Source organism: Spiroplasma sp. AdecLV25b, assembly GCF_030913225.1.
Taxonomy (GTDB): domain Bacteria; phylum Bacillota_I; class Bacilli_A; order Mycoplasmatales; family VBWQ01; genus Spiroplasma_E.
On record NZ_JAQYTS010000018.1, the window covers coordinates 1 to 17,428 of the forward strand.

10 protein-coding genes are annotated in these 17,428 nt (G+C 27.8%); 7 read left to right on the forward strand and 3 right to left on the reverse strand.

Annotated features, from left to right (window positions below; translation table 4 throughout):
- Positions 1 to 525: 525 nt before the first annotated feature.
- A complete protein-coding gene (locus RDJ14_RS02025; protein ID WP_308149702.1) occupies positions 526 to 1,482 on the reverse strand; it encodes a hypothetical protein in 957 nt (318 codons plus the stop codon).
- Between the two features lie 279 nt (positions 1,483 to 1,761).
- Positions 1,762 to 3,756: a hypothetical protein gene (locus RDJ14_RS02030; protein ID WP_308149703.1), complete on the reverse strand. Its 1,995-nt coding sequence runs from the start codon at positions 3,754 to 3,756 to the stop codon at positions 1,762 to 1,764.
- Between the two features lie 277 nt (positions 3,757 to 4,033).
- On the opposite strand from RDJ14_RS02030, the gene RDJ14_RS02035 reads away from it, so the two are divergent.
- The 4 genes from RDJ14_RS02035 to RDJ14_RS02050 all read left to right on the forward strand — a co-directional run bounded on the left by RDJ14_RS02035 (position 4,034) and on the right by RDJ14_RS02050 (position 12,772).
- The gene (locus RDJ14_RS02035) at positions 4,034 to 8,743 is read left to right on the forward strand and encodes an ABC transporter permease (RefSeq protein WP_308149704.1); all 4,710 of its coding nucleotides are present in this window, start codon (positions 4,034 to 4,036) and stop codon (positions 8,741 to 8,743) included.
- A 565-nt stretch (positions 8,744 to 9,308) separates the two neighbouring features.
- On the forward strand, positions 9,309 to 9,584 hold the full coding sequence (locus RDJ14_RS02040) for a hypothetical protein (RefSeq protein ID WP_308149705.1): 276 nt from the start codon (positions 9,309 to 9,311) through the stop codon (positions 9,582 to 9,584).
- 3 nt (positions 9,585 to 9,587) lie between these two features.
- A complete protein-coding gene (locus RDJ14_RS02045) occupies positions 9,588 to 10,937 on the forward strand; it encodes an alkaline phosphatase (RefSeq protein WP_308149706.1) in 1,350 nt (449 codons plus the stop codon).
- 221 nt (positions 10,938 to 11,158) lie between these two features.
- Positions 11,159 to 12,772 (forward strand): hypothetical protein, encoded by a 1,614-nt coding sequence (locus RDJ14_RS02050; RefSeq protein ID WP_308149707.1) that lies wholly within the window; start codon positions 11,159 to 11,161, stop codon positions 12,770 to 12,772.
- 78 nt (positions 12,773 to 12,850) lie between these two features.
- On the opposite strand, the gene RDJ14_RS02055 is transcribed toward RDJ14_RS02050, so the two are convergent.
- Positions 12,851 to 13,657: a hypothetical protein gene (locus RDJ14_RS02055; protein ID WP_308149708.1), complete on the reverse strand. Its 807-nt coding sequence runs from the start codon at positions 13,655 to 13,657 to the stop codon at positions 12,851 to 12,853.
- Between the two features lie 136 nt (positions 13,658 to 13,793).
- Here RDJ14_RS02055 and tsaB point away from each other — a divergent pair, with 136 nt between their 5' ends.
- The 3 genes from tsaB to RDJ14_RS02070 all read left to right on the forward strand — a co-directional run bounded on the left by tsaB (position 13,794) and on the right by RDJ14_RS02070 (position 17,416).
- Positions 13,794 to 14,372 (forward strand): tRNA (adenosine(37)-N6)-threonylcarbamoyltransferase complex dimerization subunit type 1 TsaB, encoded by a 579-nt coding sequence (gene tsaB / locus RDJ14_RS02060; protein WP_308149709.1) that lies wholly within the window; start codon positions 13,794 to 13,796, stop codon positions 14,370 to 14,372.
- A gap of 39 nt (positions 14,373 to 14,411) precedes the next feature.
- Positions 14,412 to 15,254 carry a MurR/RpiR family transcriptional regulator gene (locus tag RDJ14_RS02065; RefSeq protein WP_308149710.1) on the forward strand — a complete coding sequence of 281 codons (843 nt, stop codon included), beginning with the start codon at positions 14,412 to 14,414 and terminating at the stop codon, positions 15,252 to 15,254.
- Positions 15,255 to 15,328: 74 nt separating this feature from the next.
- Entirely contained in the window at positions 15,329 to 17,416 is a 2,088-nt protein-coding gene (locus RDJ14_RS02070; RefSeq protein ID WP_308149711.1) for a fructose-specific PTS transporter subunit EIIC, read from the forward strand.
- Positions 17,417 to 17,428 lie beyond the last annotated feature (12 nt).

Genomic DNA, 17,428 nt, shown 5'->3' on the forward strand with positions numbered 1-17,428 from the left:
ATTGCTTAACTACTTTGTATTAAAATTTTATTCTTTATAAATAACTGCATTTCTTTAAAATGACTTTTTGTTGTGATTATTTAGAAAAAAATAATTTATAAACCTATAAACTTTGTAAAATTATTAACTATAAGAATTTTATAATTAATTTTAGATAAGATTAACCTACCAACTTTTAAGTATGGTACAATAAATTAAACTAAATTTATTTGATATGAGAAATATTGCTCTGTAAAAATAAATTTACACAAGATTCGGGACTTAACCACGAATCAATATTAATAATATTAATGATGAACTTGAACAACTTAATAAATTTAAAGTTACATCAAAAACTAGCATTGAACAATTAAAAAAACAAGTATTTATAATTAAAATGTTTATGGAAAATCAAATTTTCCAACCTGATTTTAACGATTGCATTAATGAACACTATACGAATAGTTTTCAAAATAATTTAGCCAAAAGTATTAAAAAATTAAAACTTTATATTAATAATGAAAAATTTCAAAATATAATGGGATATTATGATGAACTTTCTAACAGTAATATAAATAAATAAGCATCATTTGTTAGCATATTAGTATAAACTGTCGTGTTATTATTAAATGCTGTATATCCTCCATTCATTTGCAATGGTACTAGTTGTGGCGATGATTGATTTAAATCCAATAAATAACTAATACTTAAATCTTCATTTTCATAACTAATTATTCCTTGTTGATCATTTAATCTTGTATAATCATTACCAATAATATCTAAAGCATTGTATTGCAAAGTTTTAAGATTGAAAATTGCTACTTGCTTAGTAGCCAAATTATTTACTAAAGCAAGATTATCATTAATTCGTCAATAAAAACCAGTTTTTCTCAGTTTGATTAAATTTTTAGTATCAAAATTAAAAAGATAAGATTGAAGAGAAGCATCAAGAACAATAGCTTGTTGTTGATTAATTTTAGTAAACTTTAATCCTTGAAAATTTAAATCAATAAACTTTAATGCCAAGGGGTTATTTGAATCTAATCAATAAGCTTCGCTTTTTTTACCAATGAAACAAATACCATTAGTATCATTAATAGCAAAATAACTAACAATTGGTTGGTTGATTAATGAAACTTGATGACCAATTGGTTGATTAAGATCTAATAAGAGAGGTTGGTCAGAAAAAGAAAATTGCTGTAAAATTGCCATATGATCATTAATAACAAAAGTATTAATAATTGGTGCTATTTCTAAATCAATAAATTGTGAACCAACTGCTTTGCTACTATCGAACAAATAAAGTTTAAACCCATTATCAACAATTAAAGCTTGTTGTTGATTGATTTTTTTATAATCAAGAATTCTTTTATTTAAATTAATAAATTCATAACTGCTATCTTGTTTTAAGTTATTATTTTTTAGTTGATAATTAATTACAGTTGGTATTACTGAACTACTCAAAGCAGCAATAGTAATCACATTTAATATTTTTTTAAACATATGTTGTTCCTCCACTAATTTATTTTATTATTTTAATAAGTAATCATTAAATTCCTTTCTTTTTATTTAATGTATTTTAATTATAATTAATTTAGTTTTATTTTTCAATATTATAAGTGTTATTACTAGATAAGTAAGATGGTATGATTTAGTACTTGACAGATTGTATCAAAATTAAGTTGAAATTTTATTATGTGTTTTTTATGTTATGAGATATACTCATTTGACTAAAATAAATTTAATAAAAATAACTAATATTTATTAGTCACAGTTATATTACTAATTTAATAATGTAATAGATTTAAATTTAAAGTTACGCATACCTTGAAATGTACTTAAACTTTCAGTATCAATAAGACTAACTACAAAATGATAGGTAGTATTATTATCAGTATAAATAAAATCATAACTTAAATTAATTGTTTGAATATTATCATCAGTTTTTTTATTTATGACAATATTAGTAATAGTATTAGTTTTTTCACTAAGATATTTAGTATAGTGTTCTTTAATTCAATCATCATTTTGTTTAGTGATAATTGTTGCTAAACCTTTTTTATCATTATTGTCAATGATGATGTTAATAAGATTGGATAAGGGGCTAGTAGTATCATTAATTTCTTTTTGTAAAACATTAATTGGTGAGTTAGGTTTAAAACCTTTATTAGAATCTGGCTGACAACCTAAAGCATAAAATAGTTTGCTAATGTCATTAGGATTAATATTGTGATTAGGATCAACAATTTGTTTTAATGTTTCAATTGTTGTTTGTAAAATTACTAGTAATCCACTATTTTTGTCAGTTAAAAATTGTGTTAATTTTGTTAAATTTATATCAATCATGTCATCTCCATGATATTGTTGTGAAACAGTAGCAATTAAATTAAATATAGTATCTAAAGTTGTAATAATAGTACTAGAATTTAACATAGTTGTAATTTTATCAATTAAAGGATTAATGTAAGTTTCAGGAATTATCTTTAATAATACGCCTAATGGTTGTTGCACATCACTTATTTTTACAATAATATCATAAGTAAAAGTATCGAAACTATTTTCTTTAATACCAAGCAGTTCTTTAATAGTATTTGCTAATTGTTTAGGGTTTTGAAATAACGTTTTAATAGTATTAATGACATCTAATAAATTAAAACTGCCACTGCTTGGATTGCTTGGTTTATCAGAAAATATTAAATGTTTAATTCCTAAATTAATATTAGGCATTGCTAAAAGTCATTTTTTAACAATCGGGATTACAGCTTCGATAATAGTAATTAAATATGTCGGGTTAGTTAATACATAATTTAAATATGGAGTAATATCTTTTATTAATTGATCAGTATTTATACTTAATCCATCAATATTTTTACTAATAATTTCTCCTAAATATTTTCGTTCAACTTGCGGATTATCATTACCTATTTGTCAAAATAAGTGATTAATTAAAATCCCACTGCGGTATAAACTATATGCCTCAGGAGTTCAATCTTGAACTTTATGACCTAGATTACTACTAATATTTCAACCACCATTTTGATTTCATTGGCTGTAAGGATTATTATCAACATCTTTTCAATTAGTCATAAAAGTAGTTAAACCACTAACATCATTAGGAACACTGTGGTCTTGATTTCAATCACCAGTAGTTACATTACTTAATAATTGGGTAATAGCAGTTAAAAATTGATTGCTATAATAATTAAGTAAATTACTAACTAGTTTCATACTTGCTGTTGAATTTTTTAAATTATTTTGCAACGTAGTTAAAAACGTCATAATTGGTCCTTGTAAAATAGGACTGTTAATTAAACTATTCAAATTACCATTACTAATAAGTCCAATCGTTTTAATTTCTTTAGCATAACCTAAGATATTATTAATATTTTTTTTGCTATTAATTGTCTTGGTTAATGTTCCAGTTCCTGAAGCAACAAAAAACTGATTAGGATCAAAACCGTTAATATCAATTTTTTCATTGACACCTCAGTTATTTGCTAAGTCACCTCAGTTATTTAAAGTTTTACCAGAAGTACCATTAACAATAGTATTATTTTTAGTTTGATTCATAATATCATCGTTAGTACTAATAGTATCGGCGTTTAAATCTTTAGACATAACAAGACTTTTAATAATTGACGATGTTTCATTAGCAAATTCTTTAGCACTACCATTAATACTATGATTAACATAAAAGTTAAAACTACAAGCAATTAGTGGCATACTACTGGTGCTTGCTATTAAAATAACACCTAGTTTAGTTAATAATTTTTTCATAGTGTCTTTCTCCTTTTTAGAAAGTTATAAGTAAAAGTGTTAAAGTATTATTTTCTATTTTTTCTTTTGTGTTTATTATGATAATATAATTAAATAGATTAAATTAAAAACTATGACCATTTATATTCTAGCATTGAATAATAACTTTTGAAACTATAAATTTAATGTTAAAATTTATCCAAATATTATTTTTGGTCTAATTATGCTATTATTAACATAAATGTAGATTGATTATTAATAAATTTAAAACCTAAAAATGGATTAAGGAAAAATTAAAATGCCAAGATTAAAGAAACGTAGTAGTAAAGTAGAATTAAAGACAACTGTTAGTAGTAAAAATAAGAAAAGAATTTTTAGGGGTGATACTTTACTATTAAAACAAACTTTAATAGCAACTTGAAAAAGCAAGCTACAATTAGTAATTTTGCTTTTATTAACTGCATTTGCTACTTCTTTAGTTACAGGTTGCTGAATTTCTTATGACCGAATGATTGATGGTAGCAAAGAAATGGGATTAGATGATCTTAAATTTGATGCTGTTTTACCCTATTCACCAGTTCCCCAAGGAATTAAACAAATCGCTGATCAAGCTTTTAGTTTAAAATTGGGGCGTTTATATTATCAAGAAACAGGGAAGAGTACTAGTAAAGCCCTTTACTTTGATAATACTGTAATTGGTAGCAATCAACAAATTAACGCTATTACTGTCAATGATGTAATTGTTGATTTTAATCATGATGTGACAGGAAAAATTACTGGTCTTAATAATTTTAACTGAGCTAATCCTACTAATCCATTAACATTTAATTTAAATAATTCTGAAGTGAAAGCCAGTATTTATGGTCAACTACAAGTTAAAGCGGTTGCCGCCACAACTTTAAGCCTAAAAAATCACTATTTACAAGCAGCATCAGACTTGTATCGTGATATTTTTATGCGTTTATCAGTACCTAATATTACGACAGCCGTCTCAGATTTTATTAAAAGTTGAATTGTTCAAAATTCCACATCACCAGAATTGTCGAAACCAGATAGTGAGTTCATTGAATGAATTTTAGAAAACAAAGTTAATTTTCAAAGTGATACTCCTGATTCTACTATTATTCCTGATGCAACTAATCTATTTGATGATAATGCTAGAAATAGTTTATTCACTACTATTAAACAAGGAATAGGTTCAAATAAAAGTGATTTTGATAATAATACCGACCCTCGAGCTGCTACTACTGCTACCTTTGGTATGAATGGTCACTATATGCGTATTGGTCGTACATTTGATAATGTTGCTACAAGTGATATTTATTCTAATCTTCATAATTATTTTTCTCCTGCTGGGTTTAATCAAATTGGAGATGGTCGCGAAACTGATGCTTATTCTTTTTATTTAGCACGTGCAGCAGCAGCTTTACAAGAACGTGATATTTATGTTCGTAATCAATTTAACGCTATTGTCAAAACGGAAAATACTGTTCAAACTAATACCAAAGTTATTGATATCGGTATGCCTGGTGCCATTAATCATGCTAATTTAAAAATCTTTGAAGGAGTAGCTCCAACAAGTAGAAATGAAATTGCTATTACTCCACAATATGCACGAAAACTTCATTACAAACCAGGCGACAGTATTGTTATTAACAATAGTAGTTTTATAATTACCGGCATTGGTGGCGATGCTTATGATATTTATCCTACGATTAATGATTTAGACCCAGTTCCTAATACAAGAACAGAGTTTATTGCTTATGCTCCACCAATAGCATGAAGTAATAGTGACTGATATCCTAGTAAAGAAAAAACTGATACAACTTTAATGTATTTTACACCGTGAAATGATCGAGATAATAAATCCGTATTTAACACTGATTACTTTGATGATTTTTTCCAAAAAACTATTTTCAGTGATAATGGCAATAGTGAACATAATCAGTTTGACTATAATAAGTATTTAATTGATAAGTATACTGCTGGTAAATCACCCACAACTATCTATCATATTGTTCCTAATCCAGTTATTGCTAGCGATAATAGCCAGTTTTCTATTTATAGTGGACGTAAGCAAATCTTTGAAAGTTCAGTAAAAGGTTTTTTATACGCTTCCATTATTGCTGTTTTATTTTTAGTGTCAATTGTTATTTTTATTACAACATTAATTGTTAAAAAAGCTATTCAGCATGGGCAAGTATCAATGGGGATTTTAAAGTCTATTGGTTATAAAACTTGACAAATTACTCTTTCGTATTTATCATATCCATTAATTGCTTTAGCAATTGCTATTCCTGTTGGTTGGATTGCTGGTTTAGTTGTCCAAGTTTATTTAACTGAAATTTTTAATACTTTATTTGTTTTACCTTATAATGTTTTTAATTTTAATGTGGCACCATTATTTGCTTCTATTGCCTTAATTATTGGTTTTATTGCCATTGCCACAGTATTAACCGCCTTTCGCGTTTTAAAGAAAGACCCATTATTATTAATTAAGAAAGATAGTGATTTAGCTCTTTCTAATAACACGAAAAAAAAGGCAAGTGGGTTTTTAAAAAATCATTTTCGTTGACGTTTTTTATTATCTTTATCAAAAACTAGTTGAAAAAAAATTCTTGTGACCTCTAGTGTCATTAGTTTAGCTACTTTATCAATTGTAGCAACAACTGCTATTCCTGCTACTATTTCTAGTTTAAAAACTAGTTATTTTAAAACACAAAAATATAAAAACTACTATGAATATCAAACTCCTATCCCTAATTTACCTGTAAGTAAATATGGTTTATATGCTTGAAACTTTTTTGATAAACCACAAGATGAACAATATTACCCTGTTTATGGAGCAATGCCATGACCAGAAGATAAAATTATTTATGATAGTAATGATGGTAGTCGTGTTGGTTGATATGATCCTTTAAGTTTTAAAGCCAATGATCCAAATCAAGATTTTGTTCATATCTTTAACTTTGACCCCAATTATAATAAAGACAAAAATGTTTTTACAACTGCTATGACTAATTATTATAACGGTCTTGCAAATGGAACACTTAGCATTAATGATTTAGCTTGATCATATAGTTGATTAGGTGGTAAAGCTTTTAGTAATGAATTATTAACTGAATTAAGTAAAAGAGACCAAACACCTGGAAGCACCTTTTCTAGTTCGTTAGTTAATTTTGTAAGTACTGCTTTACCAACTATTATTGGCGTTTCTAACCCTGGAGTTGCTCCTGGTCCAGATGCTATTAAAGAAATTTTAAAACAAACTTTACCTGGTTATGTTTGTCAAAGTTTAGATAGTTTACCTAAAATTGGCAATCAAGATCCATATGATTATTTTTCTATTGGTCACAATACAGTTGCCTTTAATCCTAACCATAGTAAAGAAAAAAATGCTCCAGATGGTCCAAGTGAAGAATTAGTAACGCAATTTAAAATTGGTTCTAATAATTCAGATTTAGCATCAAAAGGATTAATGGATACCATTGGTATTAATCCTGATACCAAAATGATTGTCTTAAAAAATAATGAAGCTAACTTATTACATTACAGTAGTACTGCTACTGTGATTCCGATGGTTATTAATAAAGCCTTTCAATCTAAATATGGTTTATCAGTAGGTTCAACATTTGATGGTGCTCCTGATATTAATACTTTATGTTATAAAAATGAAAATGGCAAAATGATTCCATTACCAAAAGATAGTTGATATTATGGTGATAACCCTGAAAATGCTCCGGATAATGGTGGTATTTGGTCAAAAAATGGAACTAAATGAAATTATCGTGAAAACGAACAAATCGGAAATACAGGTTATACTGATATTCAAGGTTATGAATATGGTGGCATGTATGGCAGCAATGGTAAACCTATTCTTGATGAAAATAATCCTAAAGCCTGAAATGATATGAACAAAGTATGATTAAAAGTACCTGATAAGATTGATAAAGGTGCGTTAAAGGGAACCATTAGAAAAGCTGATGGTAGTACTTTATTTCCCTTTGATATTAACAGTATTGCAAAAACAAAAGATAGTAAATGAATTAAACCTTTCTCATTTAGTTTATCTAATAGTCCAACACCAGAACCATCAAAACCCATTGATCCAGTAGGACTTTTAACTAATCGTAATCCAGAATGATTTATGGGAATGATTGATCGTGGTATCCTTGAAAAACAAAATACTTTAAGTGGTAAGGGTAATTTACAACAAGTTATTAAAGATATGCCACTATGATGACAAAATATTATTGGTGATGCTAACCCTATTCATAGTTATCAAATTGTTGGAATTCAAGATTCTTATGATACACCAAAAGCTTATATTGACCAAAAATGAGCTAATCAAATTGTTGGCTATAGTGCTTATGATGATAATCCATACTATGATGGAACAACAGTTCCACAATGATTTAGCGGTAAACTAAGTGCCGATAATAATATCTTTGACTTGATTGGGCGGATGAGTTTTAAACAAAACGTTGATGACTATAGCATTTATGGAACAGTTGGTCTAAATAATAACGGAACAGTTCCGTTAGTTGCCAATAATGACTTACTATCAAGAAAACAAGCTATGCTTAATAAAATGTCTGACATTTCCTTTAGTGCTAGTGCATTATTTATTGTGACAACTATTATTTGTTCAATCTTAATTGTTATTATGATTACAGATTTATTTACTGACCAATTCCGACGATTTATGGCTCACATGAAAGCAGAAGGATATACTAATCGTGAAATTAACTCCTTTACTTTAGGTATTTTTACGCCATGAGCATTATTAGGATATTTAGCAGGATTTGCTATTGGTTTCTTAGTTGTATATGGTTTAGTAACAACTATTACTGCTGCTACTGCTTTGGCATTGCCATTTACTATTACGTGATGAATCTTGCCTGTATCATTTGTGGTAATTGGTGGCATTTATATCTCAACCTTTATTATTAACAATAGTGAATTAAATAAAATGAATTTAATTGAATTGTTGAAATCAGATGAATAAGATAATGATAAAAATACAACTTTTAATAGTAAAAATTATTGAATATTAACATTATATGAGTTATAATTTATATGACCATTATAGATATTTAAAAAATATTTAGAGGTTATCTGTTATTTAAATTTAATATTTGACTTTAAGTCTTTCTATAAAATAAATATTATAGAAAGACTTTTTCTGCACATTTGCACAATATATTTGATAAATAACTTGTAAAAATTTTTATAAAAAAGGAGGAACTTAGTTAAATCTTTACTTAATATCAAAACAATTTCAAATTTTTACTTTTCATAAAAATATTCCCCCATTATTATTTTCTTAGTATGTTAAAGTTATTAAACATACTCTACTCTTTTCCAAAAAAACAAAAAAATAATTATTATGTGTCATAACACAGATATTAAGGTTATGACACATTTTTTCATTTTCCTTGAAATGTAAATATGAAGAGAAACTTTTTGCGTAAAACCAGTTACATTAATTCCTTTGTACTTCTTACAATTAAGTAATTTAGAAAAAATATCAAATATAATATAATAAGATAAACTTAGAAAGGAATCTATATATGACAAGGATTATATTTATTAAGTCTTTCAACTATCAAACATTTAAAAAAAATGAAAATCAATTTTTATTTTCTTATATTCAAATTAAAATACGTTTAGCATTGCCAGCTTTTTCTCATCATAATCAAAAAATTATTTTAAACGATGGATTACCATTAGAATTTATTGTTAATGGTTTTAGTAGCAATTGTATTGTTAATAATCGCGACATCATTATTCATGATTTATCTGTTAAAACCTTTAACCATGACGAACTATTTCGTCATTTAAACTAATTTATGCAAACATTTAAAACTGATAATATTATTGTTAGTGGTGTTAGTGGTAATGAGGATAGTCTTAGTGATATTGAAATTGAAGTTCCTGTTTTATTCATTGGTGACTATTTTAAAAATACAGTTATTAGCAATGATATCACTTATACGATTAATGATTTATATCATACTAAAGTTGCTAATGCTCGTGGCCAAGTAATTCAATTTTATGATAAAATTCCTACCGTTAATAAAGTTATAGTTACTAAACAAGAAACATCAATTAAACACATTGTCTTGTTTGCTAGTGACGCCTTTGGCAGTTATTTATTACAAGATAATAAACTACCTAATTTAAATAAAATTATTGCTAATGGAGCAAGTACGTTGCAAGTTCATAGTGTTATCCCTACCGTTTCAGCAGTTAATTGAAATAGTATTATGTGTGGTTTGTCCCCTAATCTCCATGGATTTTTAGAATGAAATTCCTTTCCTGCTGAATTAACACCAGTTTTAAAAACCAAAGATAATGTACCGCCTAGTTTATTTTCGCTAGTTAAAACTGCTAATCCTACTGCTAAAACTTGTGCCTTTTTTCGCTGACCGCAATGACAACACATTATTGAATTAGAAAATGTTGATTATTATTACAATTCTATTCAAGCAGAAGATATTAAAAAGTGAGGACAAACTCCTAACAGCAAAATTGTTCCCAAACAATCTAATGAATTAATTAATGAAGACATTGTTAACACAGCCATTAGTTATATTAAAAAAGAAAAACCCTTTTTATCATTGATTTATGTGAATGAACCTGACACCACAGATCATGAATTAGGTCATCAAACTTCTGCCATTAATAAAATGACAACTACGATTGACCAATGAGTCGGGCAAGTTGTGACTATGATTGAAAATGAAAAAACCATGAAAGATAATACTTTATTTGTTTTTTTAGCAGACCATGGCGGAATAGGTGTTGGGAGTGAATGTCATGGTGGTATTAGTAAAAGCGAATTAGAAGTACCATTAATTTGTTATGGTAGTATGGTTAACAAATACAAAATTCCGATACCATTAATGCAATATGATTTTGTTAAAACACTAGCATCATATTTACAATTAGAAGTTTCTAAACAATGAAATAGAACTATTATTCCCCATTTATTTATGAATGAATATAAGTTATCAGGGTTAGTATTATATGCTCGTAAGATTGGTAATTATGCCCTTTATGATAATGGTAAAAATGTATTTTTAATGTTTGGTTATGAACAAGCATTAAAAAGATTAAAAGAATATGCCCAAATGCAAAATATTAAAACTTATCAATTTTATGATATTAATCATAACTTAACAGTTGTTGAATTATAAGTTACCAAGTGAAGAAATAAATTTTAGGAGTAAACAATAATAAAATGTGGATGTCAATAGGCATTCATTTTTTAGCTTAGTAGAGTTTTCAATTTTTAAAATTAAGGCAAGTTGAGTTGGTAAAATGAGCATATTTATCATTATATATATAATGATAAATATGAAATGTATCACTAATAAGTGGTACTTTCTATTTAAATATACAAAGGAGGTAGCAACTTATGAGAAAACTATTATCTTTATTAACAGTTTTAACTCTGACAGTACCAGTTCCATTAAATGTGATAGCATGTGGTGGCAAAGCAAATCCTGCTCCAGATACTGAGGGTACTGATTATTCAACATTAGCACAAACGACAAAAGATAAAATTCAAACTGAGTTTGCAAATTTGGTTAATGATGGTTCAAACCTAAGAAGAGAGGATGATGTTACAAATGGTGATAAAATCATGACATATTTACAAAGTATTGGTCAAACTACTGATACAGTTATTAAACAAAAAGATAGCAAAGAAACAATTGATGGGTTTTTGGAGGTTTTAAAAGCACAAGTTCTTAAAATTAGTAATAATTTAGTTAACAAGTATCCAGAATTAAAACCACTATTTAATGGTATTAATCCTAATGATATTTTAAAAGTAAATACTAATGACTTAGATACACTTTTAACTAACAAAAAATTTGATTGAAAGAATAATGATTTTGGTTTAGCAAATTTTGATGCAACTACAGATCCTTATAAGGTTACTGATTGATATTATATTAGTGCTAACTTGAAATTATATTTTACATGTTTAGATGAAAATTCCAAAGCAAATACAACTACTATTAGTCAAACATATGATATGTATTTTGCTAACCAAGATTCTAATTTAAATCAAGTAGTTGAAACTATTAGTGCTAATGTTCAAAAAAAACTAGATAGTATTAAATTTGTTGAACTTAATTATCCACAATGAAATGATAGTTTTGTTAATCAACAAACTAAGGTTTTAACGGATATTAATCAAAAATTAAAGAAGGCATTGGTTAGTATTCAGAACTTGGAAATTAATACAAATTCAATTGCTAATCCTTATGGTAACGACTATAATTATATGAACTTTGGTGGATTAAAAGATTTAGATAAATATGATGCTTATCCTTTAACTTTACTTAATTCACAAAACTTTGTCAAAAATTCTCCAGATTTTAATAATGCCTGAAATCCAATTATTACTGCTCGAGAAAATAATTTTGTTAATCAATTGAACGCTTGAAAAACTAAACACAGTATTATTATTAATCAAGAAAATGTTTTTGTATTTGGTGAGTATCAGACAATTAATTGAAAGATTAGTGGTTTGGAAATTAAACCGTTATCACTTCCTTACTATATAACTAGTCAAGATACAACTAGAGCAAGTAATACTAGTGAAAGTTTAAAAATTTTAGAAAAATTGTTTGTTGGCCCTGATGCTTTATTTCAATATGAAAAAAATTATGCTATTGAACAAACACTTGGTTTTAAAGTTCTTTTGAATCCTGATGCTTATGATGGTTTTATTAAGAGAAACGTAACAAATCAAACAGTATATGATTATGTTACTACACAAACAAAAGATTTTGGAGTAAAAAATAATTTTATTAAATCTAGTGATGAAATTTACTGAACCACAAACAGTCATGATTGACTAAGCAAACCAATGATGAGTAGAGGATCACATAACGGGTATGCTATTCAGAATTTTCGCTTGATTGTTAATGGTAATGCGTTTATTCTAAGTTTAAATACTATGTATTGAGCAACATTTTATGTTGGAAGATCTGACACTGATGTCTGACCTACTATTTAGATAATAATCATTGTATAAATATCTAAACTAAAACAGATAGTGCTTTTAAAAGCACTATCTGTTTATTTTTATTTTATATTAAACATCATTGTCTCTTAATATCACCATTGATTTATTCTTTTTTTTGTATAGTAAATTATTATACAAAGTAAACAATGCAATTAAAACTAAATATAAAGCCAAAATCACACCAATATAAATAAAAAATGTTGGTAAGCCATCATGAAAGTTTAAAAATGAATATGGAAATGAATAATCAATTTCAGTTTTACCCTTTGGCACCATCCCAACAAAATTACCTTTAGCAAGCGCATACCCTAAGTATGCAAACATGTAAATAGAAATAATTGGTGTTCATAAATAAGCTTGTTTCTTATATTCTCAGTAATATTTTCCAGCAGTTAGCAGGTAATATAAAACCATAATTACTGGAGTAACTAAATGTAATAAAAAAGTATTAACAAAGTTAGTTATACTAATCGGATCACTTGTATCTAAACTCTTTAACAAGGGTTTAAATAAAACGCCAAAGAAGACAACACCAGTTATAGTAATATATGTTGTAATAGCTAAACCAAATCTACCATGAACAAATAAACAACGATTCTCATAAAAACGATTAGTTAAAACAAAACAAAAAAAGAATAAAAGCAATAGATTGCTTTGAATAGTAAATGTAGAAAGCAATGTTCATAACCCTACTCAAGCACCATCTGGAGGAATTCAAAGTTTATGGGGATTTGTTACTGTAGGTGGCATTTTTGTATACCCAACTAGGATTGTTGTAAACTGAACAATTAAAGCAACAATAATAACAATAAGCCCAGTTCATAGTAAAAAATCAGAAAACTTCGCTTTAAAACCCACGCTTTTACCAAGGCCCATATTTATCAACTCACAATTCTATATTTTATCTAGTTATTAATTGTGTTTAATTACATTATACATGATATTATATTAAGTATGTAAGATATTACAAAAAACAATGCTAACTTTTAAGGTAACAATACATAGGTGGATTATGTACCAATTATTTTTAGACACAACAAATAAAAAATTAACAGTAGTACTATTACAAAATAATAATATTTTAGTAAGTACTTCATTTGACGCTTGACAAAAACAAACAGAATTAGCACTCACTACTATTGATAAGTTACTAGTTAAGTGTCAATTAAAATTAAAAGATATTAATCAAGTAGTAATTGCTTCTGGGCCTGGTAGTTATACTGGAATTAGAATAGCGTTTACTTTCGTTAAAACTTTGAAAGTTTTAAATCCTTTATTATCGATTTTTATTGTTAATAGTTTATTATTACAAGTAGGGTTACAAAAAGCCGTTAGTATACTCCTGGCATACAATAAGAAAAGTTATTTAGCAGTTTATGATAAAGGTAAAATCATAATTGCACCACAACTAGTAGATAATAATGCTAAAATAGGAATTGTTAGTGATTTATTGAATTACGTTTTGATTGAAGATTTACAAGGTTGCGATATCGTTAGTAATTTTCAATCTCTAGTACCACACTTTACTGAGATTAAATCAATTAATGAGTTACAACCATGTTATATTAATGATCCTTTTTCACAAGCATAACCTAGTAATAATATTTTATAGTAACTAAAGGAGTCTTAAATGCTTATCAATGATAATTTTTGATCGCGTGTATCAAAAGAACAGAATAATTTTACGAAGAAAGAAAAAAATATTATTAACTATATTAATAAAAACAGCCAAAAAATGGATTCAATTACCATTAGTGCTTTAGCCAAAGATAATGCTGTTGGTTATAGTGTTGTTTATAACTTAATTAAAAAACTAGGATTTAAAGGATATCGAGAATTTATTATTAGTTTAGCAGCACAAGAAACAACTTTCAAAGCTTTAAATCGTGAATTTTTTGGTGACCGTAGTGTTTTAAAAGACCACTATAAAAAACTAATTGATTTAAATGATTCAACCATTAATTATTGTGATTTGCAAGAATTTATTAATTGATTAGATGATAATAGTAAAGCTTGCCTTTATATTGCAGGAGTCGGTAATTCAGGATTAGGTGCTGAAGATTTAGCTAATAAATTATATCGTTTTGGTTTACGTTCTATTTGTTTAAACAAAGATGATGATAGCATTTTAATGCATGCTTCATTAATTAAAGCCGAAGATGTATTAATTCTATTTTCTTTATCAGGAAAGACAGCTGCCATTGTTGAAGCAGCAAGATTAGCTAAAAGAAATAATGCTAAAATCATTGTTGTTACATCACAAGATAAATCAGAAATATCGACTTATGCTGATTGAACTTTTAATATTGTTTCATCTGGACTTTATGAAGCTCAAGAAATATTTATTTCACCATTGTTTGCCATTACCTATTTTAATGATTTAATTACAACATACTTATTAAAGTCAAAAAATCGCGATTGGTATTTAGAAAATCGGATTAAAACTAACAAAGTTATTAAAAAATTTAATTAAAATTTATCATTTTACTTTAAATTAATTTATTATTAATATGTTAGAAAAATAACACCAAAAGGAGATGAAGTAAATTGTCTAAACAAGATATTCTAACACCACAACAAGTTTTTTTTGATGATTCTTGTACAACACAAGATGAAGTATTTACAAAAATTGCCCAAGAAGCGCAAAAATTAGGGCTTTTGAGAAAAGGTTCTAGTATCGATACGCTAGTGCAAAGTTTTAAAGCTCGTGAAGCAGAAGGAACAACTGGTTTTGGTGATGGGGTAGCTGTACCGCATGCCCGAAATGAAGATATTGTTAAAGCAAGAATTTTTATTGTACGCTTTAAAAAACCTGTTGAATGAAAAGCCATGGATGAACAACCTGTGCAAGCTATTATTGCTTTAATTGTTCCGTTGAAATCTGCTTCTAATGAACACTTAGCAATTTTATCTAAAGTAGCGCAAAAATTAGCTAAACCAGATTTTCAAGAACTATTATTAAAATCAAATGATAAATCTGCTGTTATTGCTGGTCTTGCGATTGATGAAAAAGATGCAAAACCTGAAACTATGAAACCAGAATCACCAACAAGTAAAAATGGTAAGAAAAAAATTGTTGCTATCACTGCTTGTCCAGTGGGAGTAGCACATACTTATATTGCCCAAGATAAATTGGAATTAGCAGCTAAAACTTTAGGTCATGATATTAAAGTGGAAACCCATGGTAGTATTGGAATTAAAGGTACTTTAACCAAAGAAGATATTACTAGTGCTGATTTAGTTATTATTGCAGTAGCTGCTGGAGCTGCTGATTTAGGTTTAGAGCGTTTTGCTGGTAAACCATTATATCAACTAGAAATTACCAAAGTTATAAAAGACCCTGAAGGTTCTATGAACAAAGCGTTTGCTGAAGCTAAACCTTTTGAAACTAAAGGTGGAGATAGTAAAAATAGTTCAGGCGATGTTGCTGGAGATATGTTTGCTACTGACAAAAAAGGAATTATGAAACATATTATGGCTGGTGTTGGTTATATGGTTCCTTTTGTTGTCTTTGGTGGTATTATGATTGCGCTATCAATTGGATTAACGAAAGCTATTTACGGTCCAAGTGCTGACCCTGGTACTTTAGAACCTAACTTCTTATATTTCATGTTTAAAGCAGGAGTTGCTGGGTTTACATTAATGATTCCGATTCTGGCAGGATATATTGCTTATTCAATTGCTGGAAGAGCGGCATTAGTACCAGCAATGGTTAGTGCCTTTATTGCTAATACTGTTGGTTTAGTTTATCCGATTGCTGGTCTTGAGTCTAATGTTTCATCAGGATTCTTAGGAGCCTTGTTAATCGGTCCGGTTGCTGGTTATTTAGTAAAATGAATGATTAGTTGAAAAGTACCAAAAACAATTGCTCCAATTATGCCAATTTTTGTTATTCCAATTATTGCTACATTCTTAATTAGTTTTACATTTATGTATGCAATTGGTGCACCAATTGCTTGACTAATGCAACAACTACAAGATGGATTAACTAAATTACCAACTGCTGCGATGGCTGGTATTGGATTATTATTAGGAGCCATGGTTGGATTTGATATGGGTGGTCCAATTAATAAAATTGCTTTCTTAACTGCTTCTGGTTTAGTTGCTAGTGGTAATGGTGACCCAAATACCCAAATTTTCATGGGTGCTGTTGCTGCAGCGATTCCAGTTGCGCCAATTGGTATGGGATTAACAACGATGATTTTCCGTAAGTACTTTAATGAAGGTGAAAAAACTTTAGGTTTAACAGCTTTATTAATGGGATGCATTGGGATTTCAGAAGGAGCAATTCCATTTGCGGTAAGAGATCCAAAACGTGCTATTATTAGTAACATTGTTGGTAGTGCTGTTGCTGGATGTATTGCTGGAGCATTCTTTTTAACCGATGCTGCTGCTCATGGTGGTCCCATTGTTGCAGTATTAGGTGCTGTGGGTGCTTTACATTATCATCAAGGAATTGGAATTGCTTTATTCTTTCTAGCTATTGTTGTTGGAGCACTTATTACTTGTTTTATGTATGGCGGATTATTAATTATCCAATCACGTAACATCCGTGTTTTTAAAATCATGGGTGATAAAGTTAATAAAGTTTTTAAGAAGAAACCAACAATAGCTAATATCCAAAACCAAAAATAAACTATTAAATTT